At 68.3% G+C, this 23,499-nt stretch carries 29 protein-coding genes; 8 read left to right on the top strand and 21 right to left on the bottom strand.

Translation table 11 applies throughout. The features are described 5' to 3' along the window. Positions 1–11 precede the first annotated feature (11 nt). The 5 genes from ACYSUO_RS22325 to ACYSUO_RS22305 all read right to left on the bottom strand — a co-directional run bounded on the left by ACYSUO_RS22325 (position 12) and on the right by ACYSUO_RS22305 (position 4,156). Positions 12–527, bottom strand: coding sequence for a hypothetical protein (locus ACYSUO_RS22325; RefSeq protein WP_461777977.1), 516 nt, complete (start codon positions 525–527; stop codon positions 12–14). Positions 528–731: 204 nt separating this feature from the next. Further along, the gene (locus ACYSUO_RS22320; protein ID WP_461777976.1) at positions 732–1,391 is read right to left on the bottom strand and encodes a hypothetical protein; all 660 of its coding nucleotides are present in this window, start codon (positions 1,389–1,391) and stop codon (positions 732–734) included. Between the two features lie 60 nt (positions 1,392–1,451). Then, positions 1,452–2,561: a hypothetical protein gene (locus ACYSUO_RS22315; RefSeq protein WP_461777975.1), complete on the bottom strand. Its 1,110-nt coding sequence runs from the start codon at positions 2,559–2,561 to the stop codon at positions 1,452–1,454. A gap of 23 nt (positions 2,562–2,584) precedes the next feature. Beyond that, the gene (locus ACYSUO_RS22310) at positions 2,585–3,826 is read right to left on the bottom strand and encodes a putative T7SS-secreted protein (protein ID WP_461777974.1); all 1,242 of its coding nucleotides are present in this window, start codon (positions 3,824–3,826) and stop codon (positions 2,585–2,587) included. Positions 3,827–3,865: 39 nt separating this feature from the next. Next, on the bottom strand, positions 3,866–4,156 hold the full coding sequence (locus tag ACYSUO_RS22305) for a WXG100 family type VII secretion target (protein WP_461777973.1): 291 nt from the start codon (positions 4,154–4,156) through the stop codon (positions 3,866–3,868). A 320-nt stretch (positions 4,157–4,476) separates the two neighbouring features. Between ACYSUO_RS22305 and ACYSUO_RS22300 the strand changes: the two genes are divergently transcribed. Together ACYSUO_RS22300 and ACYSUO_RS22295 are read left to right on the top strand one after the other, a co-directional pair. Continuing rightward, on the top strand, positions 4,477–5,121 hold the full coding sequence (locus tag ACYSUO_RS22300) for a hypothetical protein (RefSeq protein ID WP_461777972.1): 645 nt from the start codon (positions 4,477–4,479) through the stop codon (positions 5,119–5,121). A gap of 20 nt (positions 5,122–5,141) precedes the next feature. Then, positions 5,142–5,783 carry a hypothetical protein gene (locus ACYSUO_RS22295; protein WP_461777971.1) on the top strand — a complete coding sequence of 214 codons (642 nt, stop codon included), beginning with the start codon at positions 5,142–5,144 and terminating at the stop codon, positions 5,781–5,783. Positions 5,784–5,817: 34 nt separating this feature from the next. On the opposite strand, the gene ACYSUO_RS22290 is transcribed toward ACYSUO_RS22295, so the two are convergent. From ACYSUO_RS22290 to ACYSUO_RS22270, 5 genes are all read right to left on the bottom strand, one after another. Then, positions 5,818–6,648: a hypothetical protein gene (locus tag ACYSUO_RS22290; protein WP_461777970.1), complete on the bottom strand. Its 831-nt coding sequence runs from the start codon at positions 6,646–6,648 to the stop codon at positions 5,818–5,820. After that, positions 6,645–6,860, bottom strand: a complete 216-nt coding sequence (locus ACYSUO_RS22285) for a hypothetical protein (RefSeq protein ID WP_461777969.1) — start codon at positions 6,858–6,860, stop codon at positions 6,645–6,647. Before ACYSUO_RS22285 ends, ACYSUO_RS22290 begins: the two co-directional genes overlap by 4 nt. Before the next feature lie 194 nt (positions 6,861–7,054). Next, positions 7,055–8,305: an amidase domain-containing protein gene (locus tag ACYSUO_RS22280; protein ID WP_461777968.1), complete on the bottom strand. Its 1,251-nt coding sequence runs from the start codon at positions 8,303–8,305 to the stop codon at positions 7,055–7,057. Positions 8,306–8,307: 2 nt separating this feature from the next. Continuing rightward, complete coding sequence (locus ACYSUO_RS22275) at positions 8,308–8,640, bottom strand: type VII secretion target (RefSeq protein WP_461777967.1); 333 nt, start codon at positions 8,638–8,640, stop codon at positions 8,308–8,310. A 165-nt stretch (positions 8,641–8,805) separates the two neighbouring features. Then, positions 8,806–9,468, bottom strand: coding sequence for a hypothetical protein (locus ACYSUO_RS22270; protein ID WP_461777966.1), 663 nt, complete (start codon positions 9,466–9,468; stop codon positions 8,806–8,808). A 68-nt stretch (positions 9,469–9,536) separates the two neighbouring features. On the opposite strand from ACYSUO_RS22270, the gene ACYSUO_RS22265 reads away from it, so the two are divergent. Together ACYSUO_RS22265 and ACYSUO_RS22260 are read left to right on the top strand one after the other, a co-directional pair. Further along, positions 9,537–9,893 (top strand): hypothetical protein, encoded by a 357-nt coding sequence (locus tag ACYSUO_RS22265; RefSeq protein WP_461777965.1) that lies wholly within the window; start codon positions 9,537–9,539, stop codon positions 9,891–9,893. Between the two features lie 219 nt (positions 9,894–10,112). Then, on the top strand, positions 10,113–10,391 hold the full coding sequence (locus ACYSUO_RS22260; RefSeq protein ID WP_461777964.1) for a hypothetical protein: 279 nt from the start codon (positions 10,113–10,115) through the stop codon (positions 10,389–10,391). 3 nt (positions 10,392–10,394) lie between these two features. On the opposite strand, the gene ACYSUO_RS22255 is transcribed toward ACYSUO_RS22260, so the two are convergent. From ACYSUO_RS22255 to ACYSUO_RS22235, 5 genes are all read right to left on the bottom strand, one after another. Continuing rightward, positions 10,395–11,123, bottom strand: coding sequence for a hypothetical protein (locus ACYSUO_RS22255; RefSeq protein WP_461777963.1), 729 nt, complete (start codon positions 11,121–11,123; stop codon positions 10,395–10,397). Between the two features lie 73 nt (positions 11,124–11,196). Then, positions 11,197–11,487 (bottom strand): WXG100 family type VII secretion target, encoded by a 291-nt coding sequence (locus ACYSUO_RS22250; RefSeq protein ID WP_425828831.1) that lies wholly within the window; start codon positions 11,485–11,487, stop codon positions 11,197–11,199. Positions 11,488–11,593: 106 nt separating this feature from the next. Further along, complete coding sequence (locus ACYSUO_RS22245) at positions 11,594–11,920, bottom strand: WXG100 family type VII secretion target (RefSeq protein WP_426900231.1); 327 nt, start codon at positions 11,918–11,920, stop codon at positions 11,594–11,596. Positions 11,921–12,231: 311 nt separating this feature from the next. Next, positions 12,232–13,386, bottom strand: a complete 1,155-nt coding sequence (locus ACYSUO_RS22240) for a WXG100-like domain-containing protein (RefSeq protein WP_461777962.1) — start codon at positions 13,384–13,386, stop codon at positions 12,232–12,234. 82 nt (positions 13,387–13,468) lie between these two features. Then, positions 13,469–13,822 (bottom strand): WXG100 family type VII secretion target, encoded by a 354-nt coding sequence (locus ACYSUO_RS22235; RefSeq protein ID WP_327661274.1) that lies wholly within the window; start codon positions 13,820–13,822, stop codon positions 13,469–13,471. 280 nt (positions 13,823–14,102) lie between these two features. Between ACYSUO_RS22235 and ACYSUO_RS22230 the strand changes: the two genes are divergently transcribed. Beyond that, positions 14,103–14,726 carry a hypothetical protein gene (locus ACYSUO_RS22230; RefSeq protein WP_461777961.1) on the top strand — a complete coding sequence of 208 codons (624 nt, stop codon included), beginning with the start codon at positions 14,103–14,105 and terminating at the stop codon, positions 14,724–14,726. 35 nt (positions 14,727–14,761) lie between these two features. Here the strand turns inward: ACYSUO_RS22230 and ACYSUO_RS22225 are convergent, their stop codons facing one another. The 5 genes from ACYSUO_RS22225 to ACYSUO_RS22205 form a co-directional block, all read right to left on the bottom strand. After that, the gene (locus ACYSUO_RS22225) at positions 14,762–15,394 is read right to left on the bottom strand and encodes a hypothetical protein (RefSeq protein WP_461777960.1); all 633 of its coding nucleotides are present in this window, start codon (positions 15,392–15,394) and stop codon (positions 14,762–14,764) included. Positions 15,395–15,396: 2 nt separating this feature from the next. Next, positions 15,397–16,041 (bottom strand): hypothetical protein, encoded by a 645-nt coding sequence (locus ACYSUO_RS22220; protein ID WP_461777959.1) that lies wholly within the window; start codon positions 16,039–16,041, stop codon positions 15,397–15,399. 16 nt (positions 16,042–16,057) lie between these two features. Then, positions 16,058–16,414 (bottom strand): hypothetical protein, encoded by a 357-nt coding sequence (locus tag ACYSUO_RS22215; RefSeq protein WP_461777958.1) that lies wholly within the window; start codon positions 16,412–16,414, stop codon positions 16,058–16,060. Between the two features lie 58 nt (positions 16,415–16,472). After that, a complete protein-coding gene (locus ACYSUO_RS22210) occupies positions 16,473–17,645 on the bottom strand; it encodes a WXG100-like domain-containing protein (protein ID WP_461778021.1) in 1,173 nt (390 codons plus the stop codon). 96 nt (positions 17,646–17,741) lie between these two features. Continuing rightward, a complete protein-coding gene (locus ACYSUO_RS22205) occupies positions 17,742–18,068 on the bottom strand; it encodes a hypothetical protein (RefSeq protein WP_461777957.1) in 327 nt (108 codons plus the stop codon). Positions 18,069–18,377: 309 nt separating this feature from the next. Here ACYSUO_RS22205 and ACYSUO_RS22200 point away from each other — a divergent pair, with 309 nt between their 5' ends. The 3 genes from ACYSUO_RS22200 (at position 18,378) to ACYSUO_RS22190 (ending at position 20,390) form a co-directional block, all read left to right on the top strand. Beyond that, a complete protein-coding gene (locus ACYSUO_RS22200) occupies positions 18,378–18,932 on the top strand; it encodes a hypothetical protein (RefSeq protein ID WP_461777956.1) in 555 nt (184 codons plus the stop codon). Between the two features lie 46 nt (positions 18,933–18,978). Further along, positions 18,979–19,536, top strand: a complete 558-nt coding sequence (locus tag ACYSUO_RS22195; RefSeq protein WP_461777955.1) for a hypothetical protein — start codon at positions 18,979–18,981, stop codon at positions 19,534–19,536. Between the two features lie 110 nt (positions 19,537–19,646). Further along, on the top strand, positions 19,647–20,390 hold the full coding sequence (locus ACYSUO_RS22190; protein WP_266714832.1) for a sporulation protein: 744 nt from the start codon (positions 19,647–19,649) through the stop codon (positions 20,388–20,390). A 92-nt stretch (positions 20,391–20,482) separates the two neighbouring features. Here the strand turns inward: ACYSUO_RS22190 and ACYSUO_RS22185 are convergent, their stop codons facing one another. Next, positions 20,483–23,074 carry an AAA family ATPase gene (locus ACYSUO_RS22185; protein ID WP_461777954.1) on the bottom strand — a complete coding sequence of 864 codons (2,592 nt, stop codon included), beginning with the start codon at positions 23,072–23,074 and terminating at the stop codon, positions 20,483–20,485. Positions 23,075–23,499: the final 425 nt, after the last annotated feature.

Here is a 23,499-nt window from a genome sequence, read left to right as displayed (position 1 = left end):
GAGGTCGCAGGTCATCGCCAGCTCTTTCCGGTGGGCGGCTTGAGCCACGTGGGCAGTTGACGGAGCGCGAGCCCTGATGTCGACAGGATCTGAAGATATCCGTTGACCTGATCGCGGGTCCCGCCGCGTATCCATACACGACGGACCCAGAACGCTCGTGACAGCAGGTACACGCCGGCTGCGAGCAGTAGCACCACGGGCGAGCAGAGGGTCAGGCCGACCACCGGGTCGAGGGTTCCCCAGTCGGTGGCGTCGATCAGGAACCACGCACCGAACGCGCCTGGGGTGATCAGCAAGCCTCCCCATGCCCCGCGTGAGTTCATCCGGCCCAGCAGCCACCGATGGCGATGGAGCATCGCGGCGACCTCCGGGTCGGCCAGATAGTCGACCCCTCTGTCGACGCCCATGGCCCTCGCCACCTCCGCCAGGCCCGGCACCTCCGCCAGGTGAACAGCCCTCACCTGCAACAGGTCAAGGGCTTCCGCCGGGAGCGCGCCGCTGGTTTCCGGCGGGCGCCGTGCACTCATCCGAACACGTCCCGGACAGGCTTCGGAGGCGGAGGCTCCTCGGCTTCCTGAGGCGCGTAAGGGGGCGGCTGCATCGCCTGCGTCGGCGGGCCGGGAGACATGCCCGACCGGTGGTCCGGATGATCCGGCTGTTGCGGCACGGGTTGCTCGGTGGGGTCGAGTCGGGGCCGCCAGTGGGCACGGGAACGGCCGAACGCTCTTCGCCTACGGCCTGGGTGCGCCAGCCGGAAGGATGCCCGACACCTGTGTGATGAACGCCTCGGGATTGGGAAGATGGAGAGTCGCCCAGGATCCGTCGGCGAAGCCGAACTCGAAGAGCTCCTCCTTCTTTTGGCGACGGATCCATGCCAGTTGAGAACGCGGGCAGTGCCAGCCAGCCTCGGCGCCTTCATCTGCGATGTCAGAAGGGGGCATCTCAGCACTGGGCGCGTAGAAGACCTGCAGTCCGTCGGGGGTCAGGACGAGGAACGAGTACACGTACCACCAGCGAGAGCGGGGCTGAATCGCGGTTTCCAGTTGTCCGGCCAGACTGCCCCAGCCTCCCCAGAAGCCGCGCTTCCGGCGCTTGAACTTCTCCCGCTTGTTCGGGTCGTCGCAGATGTTCTTCGGCCCATTCTTCGGGGCGTTCTCATCCCCCCAGAACAATGTTGTGGCCACCAGCTTGGCCTTCTGACCCGTACCTACGGGTCCGTCGGCATCACCGAATACCTCCGGACGCCGGTCGGCCGGAGCGACGGGCTCGCTTTCTCTCCACCAATCCAGGCGGTTGATGGCGAAGGGGCCGGTGACCGTAGTTCCCGGCGGGAGAAGGGCGACGACACGCGGGCGCATCGCCTCGACGTTCCCGACTGCGAAGGGATCCATGAGCTAGGTACAACTCCTGTGCTGTCGAAATGGGCGAGTCCGGATGGTCCTCCGGTGCGACTAGCCGAAGGGCGTTGGCGCCGAAGTGGCGTTTTCGCGGGGGCACTTGGTGGTGACCGCCACCGTGCACGTTCCGTCCTGGAATACGGCGCTCATGCGGATACCGGGCGTGACGAGGCTCGTTTCCGGCGCAGCAGCCTGCTCCGCGGTCAGAGTCATGGCTCCCTCGGTCCCCTGCCACAAATGCGTCCAGCCCATGTCGCTCAAGTAAGTAGCTGCGCCCGTCAGGGCGTTGCGGGCGGAATCCTCATCGAGACCTTGAATACGCCAACGGTGCTGAGCGACACAGGAGGAATGCAGACCTCGAGCGGAACAGTCGTCGCAGGTGAGCGATGCAAGCTGATCGTAGCGCTCATCGAGGGCGCGGCGAACAGCCATAACGTCCAGGAGCTGGCTCGACTGTCGTCGCAGTAGTTCCTGGGTTTCCGGCTCGGGCAACAGCGCCTCGTGCGCGGGCTGTTGCGGGTGCCGGTGCTGGGCGATCTCGGCGTCCGTAGCCCAGTCGATGGTGCGCAGAACCTCGGCGAACAACTCGGAGTGCGTGTCCCAGCCTTCAGGGGTGAACAGGCTGAGCTCGAAGAGGAGCAACTCGGCGGTGCCCGGGAGTGGAACGTAAGTCTGAATGACGTTGCGTGGGAGGTTCACGGTGGTGCCGTCATCGGCATCTTGAACGTGAAGGGCCGCCACGGCCACACGGGTGACCGCAGCGCCGCAAGGCAGGGTCACCGGGAAGACCTCGTCCTGCGGGTAGGCCTCATCGAGAGTGTCACGCAGCCGTTCATCGGGATCGGCCTCTGGCAGATCATGCTCGAACTGCGTGACCAGGATGGTGGAGGCCGTGATCGCGCCCTCGATCTCCAAGAAGCACAGTCCTGCGTACAGAGCACCGTCACTCTTCAGCTCGACCACCTGCGCACCGAGGAGCTGAGCGAACGCAAGCCGAGCATCCTGCCCACTGTTGGGCAGGACGTCGCAAGCCAACTCGTAGAGCTCTTGCGCCGCTTCCTCATCGGACGCGGCATCCAAGGGAAGCTCGTGCACGAACGGCGGCATGATCCAGCCGATCCGCAATTCGGTCCGGTCCGGGGTGGACGGAATGGGCAAGGTCATGCGGTTGTTCCTTCCACCACAGCTCAGGCCGCCAGCGTCTGGCGGTATTTGCTGCTGTCCGGTGAGGCAGAAGCCTGGGGCTGCACATTGTTTTCGCCGGTGATCTCATGCCAGGCGCCCTTGGCTGCCGAGACCCCCTTGATGACCATCTGGGTGGGGGCCGGCGGCAGTTCCTTTCCCGCGATCTTCCCCAGCGCCGCATTGATGCCCTTCATGCTGAGGGGATTCTCAATCGCATCCACGATGTTCTTGCCGGCCCCCTTGCTGACGAGGCCCTTTCCGGCGGCGCCCACCTTTCCGATCAAGGAAGCCCCCTCTCCTGCCAACGCAGCCGTTTTACTTGCCTCCTTCACACCTGCACTGGCGCCCTTTACCACTCCACCCACACCCGGAATGATCCCCAGCGCATCCAGCCCGATCTTCCAAGCCGGGGTGCCGTTACCGCGGGCGTTCCCCATCCAGTGCCCAGCCATCGCCCCTGCGGCGCACACCGCGGATCCGGCTCCCAGGATCCCGGAGGCCACCTGGCCCGCCACAGGGATGGCGTTCACCGCAAGAGCAGCCACCGCCAGGCTGGCGGAGATCGTGGACAGCAGATCGGCGTGGTCGACAAGCCAGTCCTTGAAGCCTCCCCAGGCCTCCTTGAGGCCGTCGGCCATGCGGCTCCAGACGGACAAGTCCGGCGGATGGTTCTCGGAAGCCTTCAGGATGACGCGTTCGGCCTCCCCCGCCCGGTCCTTCCACGCGGCGTGGATGTCCTCCGCCTCACGAACGAGTTGGTTGAGCTTGTCCGTGGCGTCCTGCGAGGCGTCGGAGGCGGAGCTCATCATGCGATTGACACGCTCGGCCTCAGCGGCCTCCATGACGCGGCCCGCATACCTGTTGTTCAGGTCCAGGAGGCGATCACGCTTCGCGTCCGCGTCCCTGCGGGCGGGTACGGCCTCGGCCTCCACGCTCTGTGCGCGCTTCTGCATGCCGGTCAGGTGGTCGTGGTAGACCCGCAGGCCGTTCGCACAGGCCTTCATGGAATCCCCGCCCTGCCGGAGGTACTTGGGCAGATCGGCGAGCTTGGCCCGGAACTTCTCGGCCGCGTCACCCTGCCACCAGCCGCCGTCCTTGCCGACCGACGTCAGCAGTTCCTCCAACTCGTCGAGCTCACGCCCGACCGAGGCGACGTGCTTGGCAAGGAGATCGACTGCATCCGCGTCGCCCTTGGCCGGGTTGAACCCGACGCCAGGCCAGCCGCTGTCGTCCTCTATGAACATGCTCCGCCAGGACACGCAGCGCTCCCCTCTCCTGCTTCCCTACTTGGCACCGAAGCCGGTGGCCACGGTGTCCTCGGTCTTGCCATAACCGTCGATCGTGGCCTTGAGTCGCTCGGCGATGTCGGAGGAGGCACGCTCGATGCGGGTGATGCCGTCCTTCCACTCGCTCTGGAAGGTGTCGCAGGCATCGTCGAGCCCGTCGGTGCCGAGCGTCTTGGGCCCGACCTCCTCAAGCCGCTTGCGCGCGTTCTGCATGCGCTCGGCGGCTTCGCTCAGGCGGTTCCAGGCGCGCTTTGCCTGGTCTTCGTCGAATTGGTAACCAGCGGACATATGGATCGACTCCTCCCCGACAGCTGCTGACATTGGGGCGATGCCCAGCACTCACTCGATCGATTGAGGCCCCGACAGTACCCGAGGGGCCTGTGGAGCCAATGGGGCGGCTCCGCGAGACGCTCTATACCGAGAATGTCCATACGTACCCCGACAGAGGCGTTCCCGTTACGCCGAACCCGTCGTGGCCAAGAGCGTTCTCTCCACACCTGACCACGTGGATAGGGTTCCGTGCCGACGATGAACCGTTGTTGACGTGTAGTCCGGGGTGACGCTGGCGCCCGGGGCCCGATGAGGTCGAGCATCTAGGAGAGCCAAACATGCACGGGGTAGCCAGTGAAGCTCAGGGGGCGCCGCAACTCCCCCTCACCAAATGCGCTTTCGACGACCCCGCCACCCGCACCGCCTGGACGAAGACCAGACGCAAAGTACGGGCCCGCCTCACCCTCTGGGCCCTCTTCTGGGTCGGTTCGTTCATCGCGCTGAGCGTGCTCGACGGGTTCGGGGTTATCGGTCTGTCAGACGTCCGTTTCAAGGGGCGCCGCGGAGGCAGCGGCGGGAACCTGCTCGGGATGGTCGGAGCAGTGGCCTTCCTGGTCTATCTGTGTCAGCTGTACCTGTACGTCGTCTCGCTCCGGTCGCTGAAGCGCATGCGACGCGTGCTCGAGCAGCGTCCCTGGCGGATCGTCTCCGCCGTACGCAGGCAGCCTCAGGTCACCGACCCGAGCGGCGTGCCTGTCCGGCTGCGGATCGGGGCCGAAGGTGCGCGCAACGAGTGGAGCGACCTCATGTCCGCCAGCGGTGTGCTCCGCAAGCGGCTGTGGCCCGAGGCCATGGAGCACGGCGCATGGCACGCGGGGGACGACTGGGGGCCAGGGGTACTGGCGCTCCCCGGCGGCGAGAACCCCATGGAGGTCAGGAAGCGTCAAGCCGCAGGCACGGCCCGAGCCCGAGCCCGAGCGTAAAAGGAACTCACGAACTCACCATGAGTGCAGACATTTCAAGTCCCGCCACGGTTCCCGCGGCATCCGACATCGAGCGGGTGCTGGCGCACAACTTCCGGGCCCTCGCGAAGTTCGTCGTATTCCGTCTGTGTCTGGTCGTGCTGCTGATGGTCGGGCCGGTCGTCTGCGTCAGGCTGGGCGTGGTGCCGGATTCCACGCTCATCGCGCTGCCGATGGTTGCCGGTCTTTTCGTTCTGATCTACACCGTGCTCCGCCTCAGGTTTGCCACCAGATTCTTCTCCTGCAAACGGGTGTTGCGTCATTACCCGCTCACCTACTACTCGCGGGTCGCCAAGAAGGAGGAGCGGGGGAAGGTCTACGGGACCGTGTTCGCGCTGCGTGTGTCGATTCGGGGGCAGCACGGTGCTCCGATGATGCGTGGGGTCGATGCGGCGGGAAGTACGCGGTGGCCGGCAGGGTTCGACGAGGGCGGCTGGGTGGCCGGCGACCTCCCGTACGGCGGTGTCGTCATCTCCCCCACGACCGACGCCATGCTCTTCGTCAAGCCGGATGACTGTGACAAGTTGGAGTCACGGCGGCTGGAACTGGGGCCGGATCGTGCCGAGTTGGCCCGGCGGGCGAGGATGGACAAGGGCAAGTGGCCGGAGCCGAGGTTCACCTAGGAGCACACCCCCGAGCCGCTGCAGCACCACGGCATCATTTCGCCTCCGGGCCGATGGGCCGCGTCAGATAGTGCTCGCGTACGCGTTCCGTGGCGATCAGGCGGAGAGTGGGCTGGAGGACGGGACACGTCGGGATCGCGTCCCATTTCTTGTACGGGTGCCATCGGCTGTGTGCCGCGAGCAACAAGGCTTCGCCGCGCTCGATGTCTCTCTGGACCGCGTACCAGCCTGCCAACCAGCAGCACTCGGCGTAGCGGGGAGGTGTGTGCCCTGCCCCCACGAAGAGTTCGTGCGCGCGTGGGAAGTCGTTGGCGGTTCTGAGTGACATCCACACGACGTGCTGCTCGTCGGCTCCGAGTGTCTCGAAGTCGCGGTCCACGAGGGGAGAGCGGTACTTGGCGCCCGTGGGCGGGAGCGGCACGCCCCAAGGCCAGGACCCCGGCATCAGTTCCGCGAGCGGGCGTTGAGTCAGCTGTCCGGCCAGCCACGAAAACCGCTTGTGCAGGACGCGTCCCGTCGGCACGGTCTGCGCCACAGCGGCCACGCGGTCCGCGATCACCTCCGGCGAGGCCCCCGGGGTCGCCAGGAGCGCGTCGTCGAACGGCATGTCCTGGTCGCACAGCTCGCCACCGCTCGGCGCGTCCTTCCGGATCAGTGACTCGGTCAGATCCGCGGCCTCTCCGGGACGGTCCAGCCACAGCAGGATCTGGGTCGAGGCCGCCGCCGCTTCCCATACCGGGCCCCGCGCGCCACCAGGCCGACGAGCGATGTCGAGCAGCTGTGGCAGTGCCTCCTGGAAGTGCCCTGCACGGGCGTACGAGATCAGCTTCTCGGCAGAGTTCATGAGGTCCTTGTCGTCCGTCATTCCTGAGGTCGTGCTGGTTCCGCCGGTTCCGTCACCGTCAGCCCCGAACAGTCCTGCCCGCCCGCCGGATCCGGCGCGTACACCCAGTACAGCGCCGCGAGTTGGGCGAGCAGGAGGACGGGGACGACGCAGGCCGCCGCCACCGCCATCGGGCGGCCCTGAAGCGTCTCGCCCTGTCGCTCCACCCTGCGTAGGGCCAACAGGAGTGCCACCGCCGCCAGTCCACACACCGGCGCAGCCCAGACCGTCACGTACATACGCGTGGACGTGCCCAAGTAGCGGCAGTTTTGGTACCTGTCACCCTCGAAGGAGAAGTGGGCCGCCAGCAGGGCCACGGATGCGAGGACCAACAGCGATACGAGTAAAGCCAGTTGGGCACGCAAGCGCCGGACGGGGGACAGCGGCATCAGTACCAGTCCGGGCTGGGGCGTACGAAGCGCAGGTTCTGGTCGCCCTGGTTCTTCTCCGTCGAGGGGAGGCGGCCCTCCAGGCTGACGTTCTGGTACTCGTTGTTGTGCTGGGTGTACTTGATCTCGCCGTCCGGCATCACCGCCGTGACGATCGCCGCGTGGTGCGTATTGCCCTTCTCGGCGGTGTCGCCGGTGCCGGCCTGCTCGTAGTAGATGATGTCGCCCGGCTTCGCCTCCGCCTGCGGGATCTCTGAACCGCCGTGCGCGAGCATGAAGTTCTGCTGGTTCTCGGCGGCGGCCCAGGTGTCGGTGTAGGCGATCCGCTTGTCGATCGCGTCGACGCCGGTGCGAGGGGCAGCCATCCAGTTGTCGTCGTCGGCCGTGCCCCAGAAGCTCGTCTTCTCCTTCATGCCCGAGTGCAGCAGGGCGTTGGAGACGAAGTTGGCGCAGTTGTTGCCGAAGTCGGTGGGGTCGGCCTTGTTCCAGTTGGCGAGGGCGTACTCGACCATCTTCACGCGGTCGAACTTGCCGTCGGTGCCGCGCAGTTCCTGGCGTACGTCGGCGGGGATGCCGTCCAGGTTGGCGAGGGCGACCGGCTGGGCCAGCATCATGTCCTTGCGCTGCTCGGGCGTGAGGCCGTTCCACCAGCGGCGGGCCGTCACCCTGTCCTCGCCAACCGGGATGTCGGCGGCGAGCATCCTCAACTGGACGTGGGAGGCGTGCTCTTGGAGGTCCCCGAGCGCCTTGTCCGGGTCGGTGACACCGGTCTGGGCGGCGAGCTTGGCGAACTCGGCCGCGGCCAACTCGTCGGCGGTGGTGACCTGTTCGGTCGCCTGGTCGACGAGGTCCTGCACCTCGGCCCGGTACGACTCCGTCTCCTCGTCCTGCGCACGGTGGCCGGTGATCGTGCCGTCGGCCTCGATCTCCAGGCCGTGGCGGGCCGCGAGGTCCATCGCGGCATGCAGGGTGCTCTGCGCGGTCTCGATGGTGGTCGTCATGCCGTCGGCGACCATGTTGACCGCGAGGAGGATGTCGTACGCGGACTCGAGCTGGTTCGCGAGCTTCTCGAACTCGGCGGCCGCCGTGGCGCCGACCTCGTCCGTCCAGTTGTCGGCGAGCGGCTTGGCGCCGTACTCGCGCAGGCCCTTCGCCGCGTCCAGGGCGTGCTTGGCGAGGGCGTGCCATTCGTCGGCCGCGGTGGCCCAGGTCTTCGGGTGGGCGGTGTTCACACCCTCGTACGAGACCATGGTCAGGCCCTCCCGAGGTCGGCCAGGCCGGTCAGTCCTGCGCGCAGGCGTGATTCGGCCTCGGCGTCCGCGCGGTCGTAACTGTCCGCGGAATCCCGCAACTTGTTGCTCAGCTCGCCCATGCGCTTGGCGAGGGACACCATGTGCTCCTCCCACTTGCGCGCGCAGGCCTTGAGCTCGGCCGGGCTCTGCCAGCCGTGGCCGTGGTGGGAGGCGGGCACCTCGTCGCTGGTGTCGAGTGCGTGGCCGAGGCGCTTGGCCGTCTGGCGGGCCAGGGACTCGGTGTCGTGGGCCGTGGCGCGTACGCGTGCGGCGTTGATGTCGATGTCTGCCATGGGCGTTGGACAACTCCCCCGTTGTGAACCCCGGTGTGAACCTCGTGGTGAACCGCTGTCGCCGGTTCGAATCCGGCGATCATCGTACGGGTTTCGGAGGGCGGGCTTCCGAGTACGTGCTCCGGGGGCCGGCCTCGGAATAGGAGCCCCGGAATACGGGCCCGGTCAGCAGGCCTGGCCGCGCGGCCGCGTCCGCTCCCGGTGTCCCTTCCGGTCCGGCGTGCCCATGTGCCCGGACTCGCGTTCCGCCTCGCCCAACCACAGTTGGGGCACGTACGACTGGATCACCTCGACGACGGCGTCGCGTGAGCCCGGCGGGACAGCGAGGCGGTAGCGCAGCCGGGGCAGGTCGGGGTGGAGGGGCGCCTCGTCGCGGACCAGAGGCCACAGGACGGGGTCGTCGCGGTCGATGGGGCCCGAGGGGCACAGCTCGATCGAGTAGACCTTCGTGCGGCCGAGCTTGCTCCAGTGCAGGCCGACGCCGGCGAGCGAGTTCCAGGGGACGACGCCCCGCACCTTGCCGTCGCCGACCCAGAGGCCGGTCGGGTCGATGCTCACCGTCGAACTGCGCGACACCCAGGCGGAGATGAGGTTGGTGACGCTGACGAAGAGGATGAGCAGACCCATGACGATGCCGACGACACCCTTCGGGCTGGGATCGTCCTCACCGAGGCCGACGGTGATCCCCACCCCGCCGAACAGCACGAGCAGTCCCACCGCCGTCAACACGATGCCGAGGGGCAGCGCCTTGGCCGCGCTGCGCTGACCAGTACGTATGACGGTCGCGGTGGCGGTGGGTGCAGGGCCGTGGCCGTGAGGTGTCGACATGGGCAGGGAGTGTAGGGAACCTGTCCCGTCGGCCGCCCGCGGGTTCGTTGACGTCTAGGCTCCGGGACATGACTTATGGCTCGGAATCCGACGACCAGCTGAAGGCGACCAGGACGCTGAAGGCGCGGTTCCAGGGCCAGGGGCGGCAGGGGCTGGTGATGGACCGCCGGCGCGCGGCCCGGCAGGCGCGCCGGGTGTCCGCAGGAATCTCCGCGCTGGTCGCCCTCGTCGCCATCGTCCTCACGGGCGTCCGCCTCAGCCAGGGCAGCGAGGCCGGGGTGTGGACGGCGCTCTACCTCGCGGGCGGTGTGGTGAGTGGGTGCGGGGTGCTGTTGGCTCGGTTCGGGCGTACTCGGTGGGCGTTCGCGGCGATTTGTGTGGGGGCGGGGATTGCGACGTTGGGGGACGGGCCGATGTTCGGGTGAGGTCCGTGGGCCTGCATTGGGCGGAGGGCGGCACGGCCGGCTTCTGCGTCGCGTGCGCTGTCACACCCGCACCGCGCAGTACGATCCCCGTGACCTGGGAGGCCTCTCATGAACCCCGAGCTTTCCGACCTCGACCCGCCGTCCCCCATCCGGCATCGACATGGTGCATCTGCACACAGCACCAACAGTGACGACAACCAGGCGGTATGAGGCGTGAGCATGTTCGGCGAGGGTGCGTTCCTCGATCTGTTCCTCTCCCGGGGCCGCATGATCGCCCTGGTGTCGGTCCCCGTCTGGTGGAGCATGACGGTCTTCCTCCTCGCGGAGGAAGGGTGGCGTTACGGCCTCGTGCTGGGCTTCGTTCTGCCGCTGCTCGTCGCCTACTTGGGGCTCCGGGGCTACCGGGAGGTCCGCCCGGGCATGACGGCCGGGGCACTGGCCCTGAGTGTCGCCACACCGCTGGCGGTCATCGCCCTGGGGTGGCTCCAGGGCCGCTAAAGGCTAGAGTCCGCCCCCACCGAATGCCCCCAGCGCCCCCACCCGCGCGGCAAAAGGCGCCGCATGCGTGGGTACGGATGCCGTCAGCGCAATCCACGATCCGTCGGCGAAAACGAGCTCGAAGCGACCGCGTTGAACGAGGCCCTTGGGGTTTGCGCGGATTTCGGTGACGGAGGCTCGGGGCGCCTCCCATTGGTGTGCGTACACCCGCTTGAACTGCCACAGCTTCGCGCGGTCGGCGAGTACCAGGACCCGGCGGTCGGTCACGGCGAGCATGAGTGTCACGGCGGGCACGTACGCGGCGCTGTAGTGCGTCACCAGGAATTGCCCGGCCTGGCCCTCCCAGCCGCCGTGCAGGGCCTTGCCGTGTGCGGCCCGCAGCAGGCCGTTTTCGATCGCCCGCTCGGACGACTCCATGGCGTTTTCGAAGCGATCCATGGGCCCAACGGGCCCCACGGGCTTCGGCTCACTCGGCCGCAGGAAGTTCCGCACAGGTCCCGGCAGGCGGGACTTGATCCGACGCTCCAGGTCGGACTCCGGCGGTGGCTTTCGCAGCCACAGCGGTTGGCTCGGCACGCCCGGTGCCAGATCGCACTCGCAGGCGGCGATCAACTCCTCGCCCGGCTGCAGGTGTTGTTCGACCTGGCTGCGATATTCCGGCTTCATCGAGTGCGTCAGTCCCCCGTACTTCTCGTTCGTCTCCGGACATGCCACCGGGGGCGGCAGATGCATTCGCACCTGCCGCCCCCGGTCACGTATCGCTACGCGCGCTGGACGCTGTCCGCGCTACCCGCGCGCCGACGCGTTACGACCAGACGCTGGTGTTCCGGCTCTCGGTCGCCTGGTAGTTCTGGGCGGCCGTGTCGAGCGCGCGGGCGATCGACTCGAGCGTCTGGTGGAGGGACGCGGCGCGACGGTCCCACTCCTGCTGCTTGGCCTGGTAGCCCTCCTGGGCCGAACCTTCCCAGGTCGAAGCGATGCGCTTGACGCCGGCCTCGAGGTCGTCGAGCTGCTGGCGGACGTTGCTGGCCGTGGACTTGACGTCCTGCGAAGCCTGGGAAATGGTCTGGAAATTGACCAGAACCTGACCGGACATGATGTCTCCCCCGGGGGATGTTGGACGGAAGGTGATGAAGGATGACGACGGTGGCGCGCTGCCCGCTGCCGATCAGTGGCGGCGCAGGATCAGCGGCCGGGGAGGCTCATCCGAAGGGAGAGGCCTCGGCGCCCGACGAGACGTGCGAGATCGACGCGGCCTGCTCGTCCTCGGACGTCTGGTAGTTCTGCGCCGTCGAGTCGATCGCTTCCTTGATCTCATTGAGAACGCGGTTGAGGGCGGTGGCGTCCTCGTTCACCTGGTTCTGCAGGTTGTTGTACGCAGTGGCCGCCTGGCCCTTCCAGCCGGAGGTGATCGAGTCGACCACCGTCTGCAGTCGCTGGATCTCACCCTGGATGGACTCGTTCACCTGGGAGATACGGCCGCTGAACGCGACCATCTCCTCGTGCGTCACATTAAATTGACCGGCCATGGCCACTTGCCCCCATGAGAATTCGACATCGGTCCCCGCGCCGCTCGGTTCCCGAAGGGAACTGGGGTACGGGTGGCACTTCTCGATAGTGCCGCGACAGTACTTTAGCCACAACTGACACGGTCACCCAAGGCGGTTCCCAGGTGACCGGCCGTGCCGTGACAGGATCCACACAATGTCACGGATCGAAACGGGATCACAGGGCTCACACAGGCCCCATGAGTCCGTTACATCAGTTACGTCGGTTACATCGGATACGTCACGTACGTGGATTTCCCCAATACGCGAGTCCATCGGATACGTCGGCCGCTTCAGCCGAAGACCGATCTGGCGCGAGCGTCCTCCGCGGTCCGAGTCCGGCCGGAGCCGCCACTCGGTTCTTCCGCCGCCGCCGCTGCCGGCTGCTGCTCACCTCTGAGGCGCCCGACCCCGCTCTGGGCCGCGTCCCCGAGCGTCCCGGTCGCACCCTCCACCGCGCCGTCCACCGCACCCTGGGCGCTCTCGCCCGGCGACGAGATCATCGAGCTCGGGTCCAGCGCATCCGTAACGGCGTCGCCCGCCTTCGGCAGGCTCTCGGCGGTGCTGTCCAGGATGCCCTGGGCCGCGGCCCCGGCCCCCTGGCCCACGCCCTCGCCCGTCGCGTGGACACCTTCGCCGATGCCCTCGCCGACCGTGCCGATACCCGCGCTCGCGGCCCCTCCGAGCACTTGCCCGGCAGGGCCGAACCGCCCCGAGGCCTCGCCGATGGCGCCCGCCGCACCGTTCACGGTCTCCGAGGCGAAGGTGCCCGCGCCGACCACGGCCGCCTCGCCCCACTTCATGCCGTCCTGCGCGCCGAAGTGGTTCTGCACGCCCTGCTGGAGGAGGTTCTGCCCGGCCGCCTTGCCCGCCTCGACGGCCGCTTCCTTCACCACGTCGAGGACGATCTCCTTGACCGACTGCACCGCTTGCTGCTCGACGGCCTGGGTGACCTGCTGGATGAGCTTCTGCTTCAGCTCGTCGAGGATGCGGCGCACGATGAGCCGGGTCGCCTGGGTCGCCCCGGCCGCGCCGATCTCCGAAAGCCCGAACGTCACCGGTGCCGCCGCCTGCGCCGCCGCGATCTCGAAGGCCAGCGCGATGAGCTGCACGATGACCGCGATCTTGCTGGCGAGGACGATGACGGCGACCGCGTCGAGCGCGAAGGCGAGGATCTCGGCGGCCATCGCGGCGTCCTCGAGGTAACCGCCCCCGCCGCTCGAGAACTTCTTCCACGCCTCCTCGAAACCCTGGGACGCGTCACCGGAGTTGGAGCCGAGGACCGCGCTCGCCGCGGTGGTCCCGCCGCTCTGGGTGTCCCGTACCGCTGTGGCGAACTGTCGCCATGCCTCGGCCGCTTCGTGGATCTTGTCCTCGTCGGCGTCCGGCCAGCTGTAGCCGAGCAGGTCGAGGACCCATGCGACCTCGTCGGGCAGGGTCAATGCCATGCCGTGTCACTCCCCCGTGGTGCGTGTGATGGTGGTTCGTCGATACGACGTGTTGATGCGCTCTGCTTGATGCGCTCTGCGGTCAGAACTGCATGCCGAGGCCCGGGCGGTTCGACTGCTGCCCGATCATGATCTGGGCCTGGTCGTCCTCGGTCACCTCGTACTGGGTGCCCATGACGTTCAGGTTGCCGCCGATCTTGTCGAGTTCGTCGGCGAGGTGCTCCATCGACGTCATCATGCCTTCGCGCACCGGCTCGTAGATGTCGTTGAAGGTCCCGATGATGTCCTCGCCCCAGTCGCCCTCGGCGCTCTCGAGGGCGGACTTCAGCTCCTTGGCGGCGGTCTTGAAGGACTTGCCCAACTCGCCGAAGGCGGTCCCCTGTTCCTTGAGCACCGCCGGGTCGACGTCGAAGCTGCCTGAGCCGAAACCTGCCATGTGCTCCCCCATGAATGTGCGTGCGTTTCGCGCAAGTGGCGTCCGGTGGCGCGTAGTTGATGTGCGCGCGGCGCCTCGGACCCACGGACGTAGATGTCCGACAACGCGACCCTAGTGACCCCGACACACAGGACTCGCCCCGAAGCGCCGGTCTTCACCGCCTCCTCGCATGATTGCCATGTACCCGCGGTAGCGTTCCGCGACTGTCCACAACCGCGTCGGCGCAGCGCGGCGACAGCCGTACCGCGTTCCGTTCGGCACAGGGGGAACCACCCGAAAGATGTCCCACCACCAGCACCAGCCCCACCCGGGTGGGCACCAGATCCCGTTCAGGGCACGCCTCATCGGCGTCTGCGTCATGCTCGTCACGCTCATCGCCGGCGGCATCTTCGCCTGGCAGGCCATGTACGCCGCCGGGCTGCGCGGAACGCACGGTGAGTTCACGGTCTTCCAGTGCTCGACGCAGACCGTCGGCTACCGCTCGCACGGCAAGCACCGCACCCGTGAAGAGGTGAAGTGTCACGGGTCGTTCAGCGCGGACGGCGGCAAGGGCAGCGCCCCCAACGCCTACCTCGAGCCGTCGTCCTCCCACTCCGCGGGCACGAAGATCTCGGTGACGCAGACGGACTCCACCTCGACGGTGGAGAGCCGTCGGTTCTCGTACGTCGAGGCGAGCGCCTGGAACGGCGGGCTGATGTTCGCGTTCGCCTTCGCCTGGCTGATCGGGACCGCGCTGGGCGCCTTCATGGCGGTGACCGGCCACACCGGCAGGCGCAGCAGGGTGTCGTACGGCACCGCGTGGCGCTCCACGGCGGGCGGGGCGAGCCGACCGATCATCTTGGGCCTGGCGGCGGTCGGGGTGCTGGGTGTGGTGGTGTCGTTGCTGTTGGGGGCTGTGCTGTAGCCGATGCCCGTCACGCGATGTCAGCGCGTGGGATGTCAGCGATACACGAGCGACACGACCGCACCCCATGCCGCGATCAGCACACCAAGGCCCGCGAGTCCGCAGAGGATCAGGCGTACCGGCCCCCAGCGGCCGAGACCGCGCCATGCCTGCACCAGGCTGATGCGGCCGTACGACGGGTCCGGACGCCGATTCGTGTAGCTGGCGCGCGGCGCATAGCCGGTGACGACGGCGAACAGGCCGCAGGTCACGGTGACCACCCCGGCCCCGACCAGGAAGAGGCCACGGGAGAGCTCGCTCGGGAGCAGCCCCTCGGTGGGGAACTCGGAGTACCCGCCCGGCACCTTGTAGGCGTCCAGTTGGTCACCCGGTTCGGCGCGGCCGATCTGCTCCAGCGATACACCGGTCGCCGTCTGCCCGTTGAACTTGCCCTCGAACGTGCCCTTGCACATGTAGTGGTCGACAGCGAGTTCGCACGACTGGACGCGGAACGTACCGGGGTCCGCCGAGACGGTCACATGTCCATCCAGGGCGCCCGCCCCGGCGAGCCCGAAGAAGAGACCCAGAAGGATGACGAAGCTTCCCAGCAACCAGCCGCCCAAGTGCCTCAGGGCGTACGCGGTGCGCCCCTGGACGCGCCCCCGCAACTCGTCTTGTCCCAGGCTCATGTCTACGCGCCACCCGCCAGCCAGCTCCCGACGAACAGCACTGGGCACAACACCGTCACCACGACGAGGATCGGCAGCGCCGGACCGCGCTCGTGTCGCACGACGTGCCAGGCCTCCCCCAGCGTGACCCGGCCGAAGCGGCGTTCGCGTTCGCGCCAGACGCCGAACACCGGGCCGTAGTGCAGGGCCGGGCGCGGCTGGTAGCCGGTCAGCAGGAAGAAGGCGCCGAGCACCCACAGCGCGGACGTGACGCCGAACCAGAACAGGGCCCTGGCCAGTTTGCCCGTGGTGAGTTCGCCTTCGTCCGAGTACGTGTAACCGTTGTCCGTCTTCAAGGCAGGGAGCGCGGCGCCATGGACGGCTTCGCGGTCCCACTCCAGGGCGGCACCCCTGGTCTTCGCACCGCTCTTGTCGTCCTCGAAGGTGCCGGTGCAGATGTAGCCCGGGTCGGCGGGCTTGCACGACTGCACCACGACGGATCCCGGCCGCGCCGAGACCGTCACGTGGCCGTCGAGGTACCCGACGCCCGTCCAGGCCGTGGCGCAGCCGATGGCCACGATGCCGACACCGACGATCCAGCCGAACATGCGCCTGAAGATGTAGTCGCGCCGAGCCACGTACTGGTCGGCGGCCCCCGTTGATGTCACGTCGGTACCCGCGTCCTCAACGAATCCTGCCGTCGCGCCCGGGCGCGTTCTTCGGGTCCTCGTCCGGGTCGTACTCCCTGACCTGCTGCCGCTCCTGCGGAGACATGTTCCGCCACTGCTCCCGCATGCCGGCCAGCCCATCACCCAGCGCACGGTGCCCCGACGGCGAGTCGAGCACGTCCTTCAACTCCATACGTCCACCGAGGAGTTGACGCGCGAGGTCCTGGAGCGCGGGCGGCGCGTCCTTCATGTCACGCACCTTGCGCAGCGACGCCGTCAGCTGCTCGTTCTGCTCCTCGGTGAGGTTCTTGTCCTCGATGGGGTATTCGCGCTCGCCCTGAGCGTCGTACCCGCGGCCGTTTCCGGTGTTCATAGTGTGGGGTTCCGTCCCTCTCATCACATCTCGCCGATGGGTACCGATGGTTGATGGATCAGCCGAAGACAGCCTGGACGGACTTGTTCTTGGCGATCTCAGCGCTCTCGGCGCCGGCCGAGGACGAACTCGCTTCCGGGGCCGCAGGAGTGGCAGCGGCGTCCTCGCCGGACGGTGTGCCGTCGCCGCTCGGAGCCTGGTCGCCGCTCGGGGTGCCGTTGTCACTCGGGGTGCCGTTGCTGCTGGGCGCGTCGCCGCCGCTCGGGGTGTCGTTCCCGCCCGGTGAGTCGTTGCCGCCCGACGTGCCATTACCGCTGGGCGAGTCACCGCCGCTGGGAGTCCCGTCCCCCGCGGTCTCTCCGCCCTCGCCGCCGCTGCCCGCCGTGGAGCGCTTCTCGGTGAAGTTGTTGAACAGCTCACCGGCGCCCTGCTCCATCGCGCGCAGACCGCTAGCGTCACCGCCGACCACCGCGGCGCCGCCGGCCGCGACCTTCCCCGCGGCCTTCGCCTTGAAGTCGTACCCCTTGCCGTCGTCGCTCTCCTCGAACTCCCCGAAGACCTTGCCGATGGCACCATTACCGGCCGCAACTCCGAGGCCCTCGAAGTCGATGCCCTTCTGCGCACCGAACGAGGCCTTGAAGCTCTGGCTCACCACTTCCTGACCCAGCTTGGAGGCGATATCGGTCGCGATCTCCTTGGCGATGTCCTGGATCTTCTTGATCGCCCGCTCTTTGAGAGCGTTGACGACCGCATCCATGATCTTCTGCGCCGCTTCGATCGCGGCCCGCTGCAACAGCACCCGGGTGGTCGCCACCTCGGCGGCGAACACGGCTTCGGAGGCCCCAAGGGTGACCGGTGCCGAGGCCTGGGCGATCGCGAACTGGATGGCGATGAAGATGAGTTGAGCGATCACGTACATCTTCAGGGCGAGCACGGCGTATCCGCAGATGTCCAGCGTTACGGCGAGGAGATCGGCCGACGTCGCCAGGTCGGCCAGATAACCGTCGCCGCCGTCGAACTTCTTCCACTCACGGGCGAACGCCTCGGCCGCCTCACCGACATGGGCGTCCGCGACGGCACTCGCCGCGCTTTGCCCCTGCGACGCGTACTCAGCCGCGGCCTGACCGAACTCGCGCCACAGCTGCGCGGCCTCGTGCAGTTTGTCCTCGTCGATGTTCGGCCACTTGAAGTCCAACAGGTCGAGAACCCAGTCGACCTCGCTGGGCAGCATGATCGCCACGAGTGATGACCCTCCGGTGAAGATTTCGTTCGATGCGCGGGCGGCCGAATTGGTCCGGGACCTGACCGCATTACGTCCGCTTGGTGGTTACTGGCCGATCTGCCGGAGAGCGTCCTCGTTGCCTTGTTCAGCCTGCTCGTACAGGTTGGCGTTGGACGTGAGCTTCTCGCCGATGCCCTTCATCCCATCACCGAGATGTTCGAGCGAATCGAGAATTCCGCCGCTGGCCGCCTTGTACATGTCGAGGGCGACGGTGACACCGATGACGTCGTCCTCGCCCCATTTGTCCTCAAGCTCCTTGAGGGCGTCTTCGAACTGCTTCGACCGCTTGGCGAAGTCGGCGGCGATGCGGCCAAAGGCGCCTCCCTGCTCCTTGAGCACGTCCGCCTGAACCCCGTAGCCGGAGCCCCCCATGTCACACATCCCCTGGTTGTCGATTCGATCGCCTGCGCGGTCGTCCGCTGCACCACGCGACCACAGTTGAGCTGCGTACCGTACATTAGTCGGCGGTCTCGGCGGACACCCCCGGGCGCCACGGAGCCCCCACAGCCCGCACGCGCACTGCACACAGTTCTGCCAGGCCCTTCCCGCCGCATCCCCCTTACCCCACGAAGGGCACCCACTTCCATGACCAGCCCCCCGAAGGCACGACAGAAGACGCCCATTGGCCAGCGCAATGGGCTCGGATTCGTACTCATCGTGGCCTTCGTGGGAATGGCCCTCGTGTACGGATTCCAGGCCTTTTCATCCTGGGGTCATTTCGGCACGCACGGCACTTTCACTGTGCAGAAGTGCGAACAGACGAGGTCCCACACCAGTTCATCGCGGGGCCCGTCCAGTTTCCGCGCGACCTGCACGGGGTCATTCCGTTCCGACGACCGCTCCTATACGGACGACACCGCACAGGTCACCATCGGCAAGGACGACGCACCGAGCAAGGACGGTGACGCGTACGTGGCGCGGCTGCTCGGCTCAGACGTGTCGAACCTCGAACTCGCCGCCCAGCACTTCGATTCCGACTTCGTCGGTCATGTCATCACCGGTGACTACGAGCTGGACAACGGCCAGCGCGCGGCGCAAGCGGCGGGCATGGTCAGTGGCGGATTCATCTTCCTCGGCATGGGCATCTTCTGCTTGGTCGCGGACTGGCCACGGCGGGGCGGGCCGAAGGTCAAGGAAGCCTGGAACGACGTATTGGGAACTCCGAGCCGCGTCGCGGTCATCGTCTTCACGAGCATCGGAGTCGTCGGATTCATCGCCGCTGCCATCGCGAGGTGAATTCCCCCGTTCCCGGCCTGTGTCACTCTCCGCTGGAGCATTCGGTATGCCTGAACTTCAAAAAGCCACGCGCACCCAAGAGCCCGCCTGGGCGGGCCGCATCACCGCCGCGGTCATCGCAGTCGTGGCCCTCCTCATGGCCGCGATGTTCTTCGCCCAAGGTGTGGAGCAGTCAGGGGCCACCGGCTCGACCGGAACCCTGACGGTGACGGACTGCTACCCGCGCGGCTCGCAGGGCAACACCTGCGTGGGGCGCTTCCGGTCCGACTCCGGGCAGGAGGCGGTGGACGACGCCGTCGCCAAGCCCCGTTACGCCTACGCGAGCGGGGAGAAGGTCACGGTCTCCGGTTCCGGCGGCTCGTACACGGTCCAGAACTGGTCGGAATCCGCCTGGACGTTCTGCCTGGCCTTCTTCTACCTGGGCGCGTTCTCCTTCGTACTGCGCGGACTGCCGAACGGCTTCAAGCGCATGAAGGAAACGACCGAATCGTCTCCCGACAAGTGGTACTCCATCACCGCCCCGATCCGGGACGCGCTGTCGGTCTGGTGCTTCCTCGTCTCCTTGGTCGGACTCATCGCGTCGATCGTCGTCTATTCGACCTGAAGAAGGATCAACATCCCTAGCACCGTCCCACGTTAGGGTTCCCCGGCGGGTCGGGGCGGGTGCCTGGAGGGTCCGGGTGGAGGAGCCGGCGGCCCGGGGAGTGGGTATTCGTGGCTTTTCGGAAGTTCCTCAGTTCGCTCGGTGTCGGTGCGCCCGAGGTCGAGACCACGCTCAGTGCGAGCGCCGTACGGCCCGGGGATCAGTTGCACTGCAATGTGCAGCTGAAGGGGGGCTCCGTGGACATCGAGGTGGAGCGGGTCCGGATCGAGATCGTCACCCGGTTCGAGGACCGGGAGGAGACCGAGACCCTGTGGAGCAACCCCGGTGTCGTCAAGTCCCTCGTGCTGGGTGAGAAGTTCGAGCTCAAGGCCGGGGAGACGAAGGACGGGCAGGTCTCGTTCGAGGTGCCGTGGGAGACCCCGTTGACGCACGTCCTGGGCGGGCGGCCGCTCAAGGGGGCGCGGGTCGCGGTACGTACCGAGCTGACCGTCGACAACGCCGTGGACCGCGGTGACTTCGACGAGATCCAGGTGCACGCGCTGCCGGCGCAGGACACGCTGCTGCAGGCGTACGCCAACCTCGGTTTCCGCTTCGACGAGGCGGAGGTGAAGAAGGGGACCCCGAGCGGCGGCCGGAACTCGCAGACCGATTACTGGCAGGAGATCGAGATGTGGTTCCCGTCGGACTACCGGCGGCCGGGTGGGCAGTTGGAGACCGTGTTCGTGGCGCGCCACGACTCGCTCGACCTGATCACCGGCCCGCACGGGCCGTACCCCTTCTCGTACAGCAACATCGATCTGCCCGCCTGGACCGCCTGGCTCGATCAGCATCTGCGGGCGACCTTCCAGCGGTGAATGCGTAAGTAGGCGAGCGCATACGAGGGAGGGGCCCACGTCCGCGTCGGACGTGGGCCCCTCCCTCGTGCTTGTACTTGTACTGCTGTTGCCTACTGCGGCGGCTGCCCCGTCGTCCAGCCCGACGGCAGGCCGCCGCCACCCGGCTGCTGCGGCGGCTGCGGCTGCTGGGGGGCCTGGGGCGGCTGTTGCTGCTGCGGGTAGCCGTAGCCCTGCTGGCCCGGCTGCGGGGCCGCCGGGGGCTGTTGGCCGTAGCCCTGCTGCTGCGGCGGGAAGCCGGCCGGGGGCATGCCCGGCTGCTGGCCGCCGTACATGCCGCCCGCCTGCATCTGGGCCTCGGCGCGCTGCGCGAAGTCCTCGGCGATCAGCGCCGCGATCTCGAAGTACGCCTCACGCGTCTTCGGCCGCATCATGTCGAGGTCGACCTCGGCGCCCGCCGCCAGGTGCTCGTCGAACGGGACGACGACCACGCCGCGGCAGCGCGTCTCGAAGTGGCTGACGATGTCGTCGACCTTGATCATCTTGCCGGTCTCGCGGACACCGGAGATGACCGTGAGGGAACGCTGGACGAGGTCCGCGTACCCGTGCGCCGACAGCCAGTCGAGGGTCGTGCTGGCGCTGGACGCGCCGTCCACCGACGGGGTCGAGATGATGACCAACTGGTCGGCCAGGTCCAGGACTCCACGCATCGCGGAGTAGAGGAGACCGGTACCCGAGTCGGTGAGGATGATCGGGTACTGCTTGCCGAGGACGTCGAGCGCGGAGCGGTAGTCGGCGTCATTGAAGGACGTCGAGACCGCCGGGTCCACGTCGTTGGCGATGATCTCCAGGCCGGAGGGGGCCTGCGAGGTGAACCGGCGGATGTCCATGTACGAGTGCAGGTGCGGGATGTTCTGCACCAGGTCGCGGATGGTCGCGCCGGTCTCGCGGCGTACGCGGCGCCCGAGGGTGCCGGCGTCCGGGTTGGCGTCGATCGCCAGGATCTTGTCCTGGCGTTCCGAGGCGAGGGTCGCGCCGATCGACATCGTCGTGGTCGTCTTACCGACGCCGCCCTTGAGGCTGATGACGGCGATCCGGTAGCAGGACATGACCGGCGTACGCATCATCTGGAGCTTGCGCTGCCGCTCGGCCTCCGCCGCCTTGGCGCCCAACTTGAACTTGCTGGGGCCCTTGTTGTTGTTCTTGCGCTTGGGCTGGTTGCGCAGGAGTCGGTCGGAGCTCAGCTCGACCTGCGCGTTGTAGCCGAGCGGGGCGCCGGGCGCCGAACGCTGCTGGCCCGCACCCGGGTCCCAGCCCGCGCGCGGGTCGACGGCCGGCTGCGGGTACGCGTTCGGGGCCGGGGCCCCGGGAGCGGCCTGCTGACCCGGAGCTGGCTGACCGGGGGCGGGCTGGCCCGGAGCGGGCTGGCCCTGCTGGGGCGGCTGGCCGTACGGGCCCTGCGGCGCGGGCGGCGCCTGACCCGGCTCCTGACCGGGAGCGGGCTGCGGCTGCGCCGGGGGCTGCGGCTGCTGCTGGCCCGGCTGCTGCGGCGGGTAGCCGTAACCCGGAGCCGGCTGCGGCGGGTAGCCGTAACCACCGGCGGTCGGCGGCTGCGGCTGACCGGGAGCCGGCTGCGGCTGCGCGGGCTGACCGTAGGGACCCGGCTGCTGCGGCGCGACGGGCTGGCCGTACGGACCCGGCTGTTGGGGAGCGGGCTGACCGTACGGACCCGGCTGCTGCGGAGGCATCGGCTGACCCGGCTGACCGGGAGCGGGCTGTGCCTGCGGCTGGGGCTGCGCCGGAGGCTGCGGCTGGCCCGGCTGCTGCTGCGGCGGGTAGCCGTACCCCGGAGCGGGCTGCGGCGGGTAGCCGTAACCCGGGGCCGGCGGCTGCGGCGCCGCGGGAGCCGGCTGACCGGGAGCGGGCTGCTGCTGCGGCATGGGCTGCGGATAGCCGTAACCCTCGGCAGTGGGCGGCTGCGGCGCGGCCGGGGCCGGCTGACCGGGGGCCGGCTGCTGGGGCGGCATGGGCTGCGGGTAGCCGTAACCACCGGCGGTCGGCGGCTGCGGCGCGACCGGAGCGGGAGGCGTCGCCGGAGCGGCACCTTCCGCAACCGGCGGGGCACCAGGCGCGGCCGAACCGGCAGGCGCGGCCGCCTGGTTCACGTCGCCCGCGTCCCCGGACGTCGCGGCTTCGGCGGTCACGGTCTCGGACGTCGCCGTCCCGGAGTCCGCGCCGTCAACGGCGTCGTCGTCATCGTCATCGTCGTCACCCCACAGATCACCCGTGGGGTCGACGGCACCGGACCGACGGCTCGACGCGGTGGGATCGGCGTCGGCAGCGGGAGGAGCCGGAGGCGCGGCAGGTGCGGCCGGCGGAGCGGCGGGCGCGGGCGCGGCCGGAGCCGCCTCCCCCGGACCCGTACCCGTCGGAGCCCCGAAGGTCGGGAACCCAGGAGCGGCCGGCGGCGGCGCGGACCCCTCGGACGGGGGACCCGGCGCGGGCGGAGGCGGAGTCGCACTCCCCCCTGCCGTGTTGGACGAGGGGGGCGCGGGCGTACCGGACGGCGGCGTCGTACTCGACGATTCGCTTGGCTGCGCGTACCAGGACGGCGCGTCGAAATCGAGCCGGAACTCTCCCGTCAGCTCCGTCTCGATCGAACCGTCGCCGGGTTCCGGGTTCCGCTGGTCCCGGTCACTGGTCACTGTGCCTCCTGGTCTCTGCTGTGCACCTGAACGACCGGTTTCCGGCGGGACCTGGTGGGTCGCTCGTCGTCGCCCCCGACCGTCGCGGCGGCCCCGCGTCACTTGCGTCTCAGCCGTTCGTCCGGACAGCGTAAACGGTTCGGGGCGGCCTCCGTAAAGGCGGTACTTGTCACGTACCCGTCGGTACACGTCGCGTACCCGCTCTATACGGGGCCACCCCACGCCTCTTCGGGACCACCCGCCGCACGCTTGAGTCCGACGGGCGTTACCCGCTTGAGTCCGACGGGCGTCGCACGCCTGAGTCCGACGGGCGTTACCCGCCTGAGTCGGACGGGCGTCGCGCGCCGGACTCCACCGGACACCACAAGCAAACCGGACACCGCAAGCGAGCCGGGGCCCGCCGGACGTCACACGCCGAACTCCGC

The organism is Streptomyces sp. UC4497, assembly GCF_054871485.1.
This window is presented reverse-complemented; position numbering and strand designations above follow the sequence as displayed.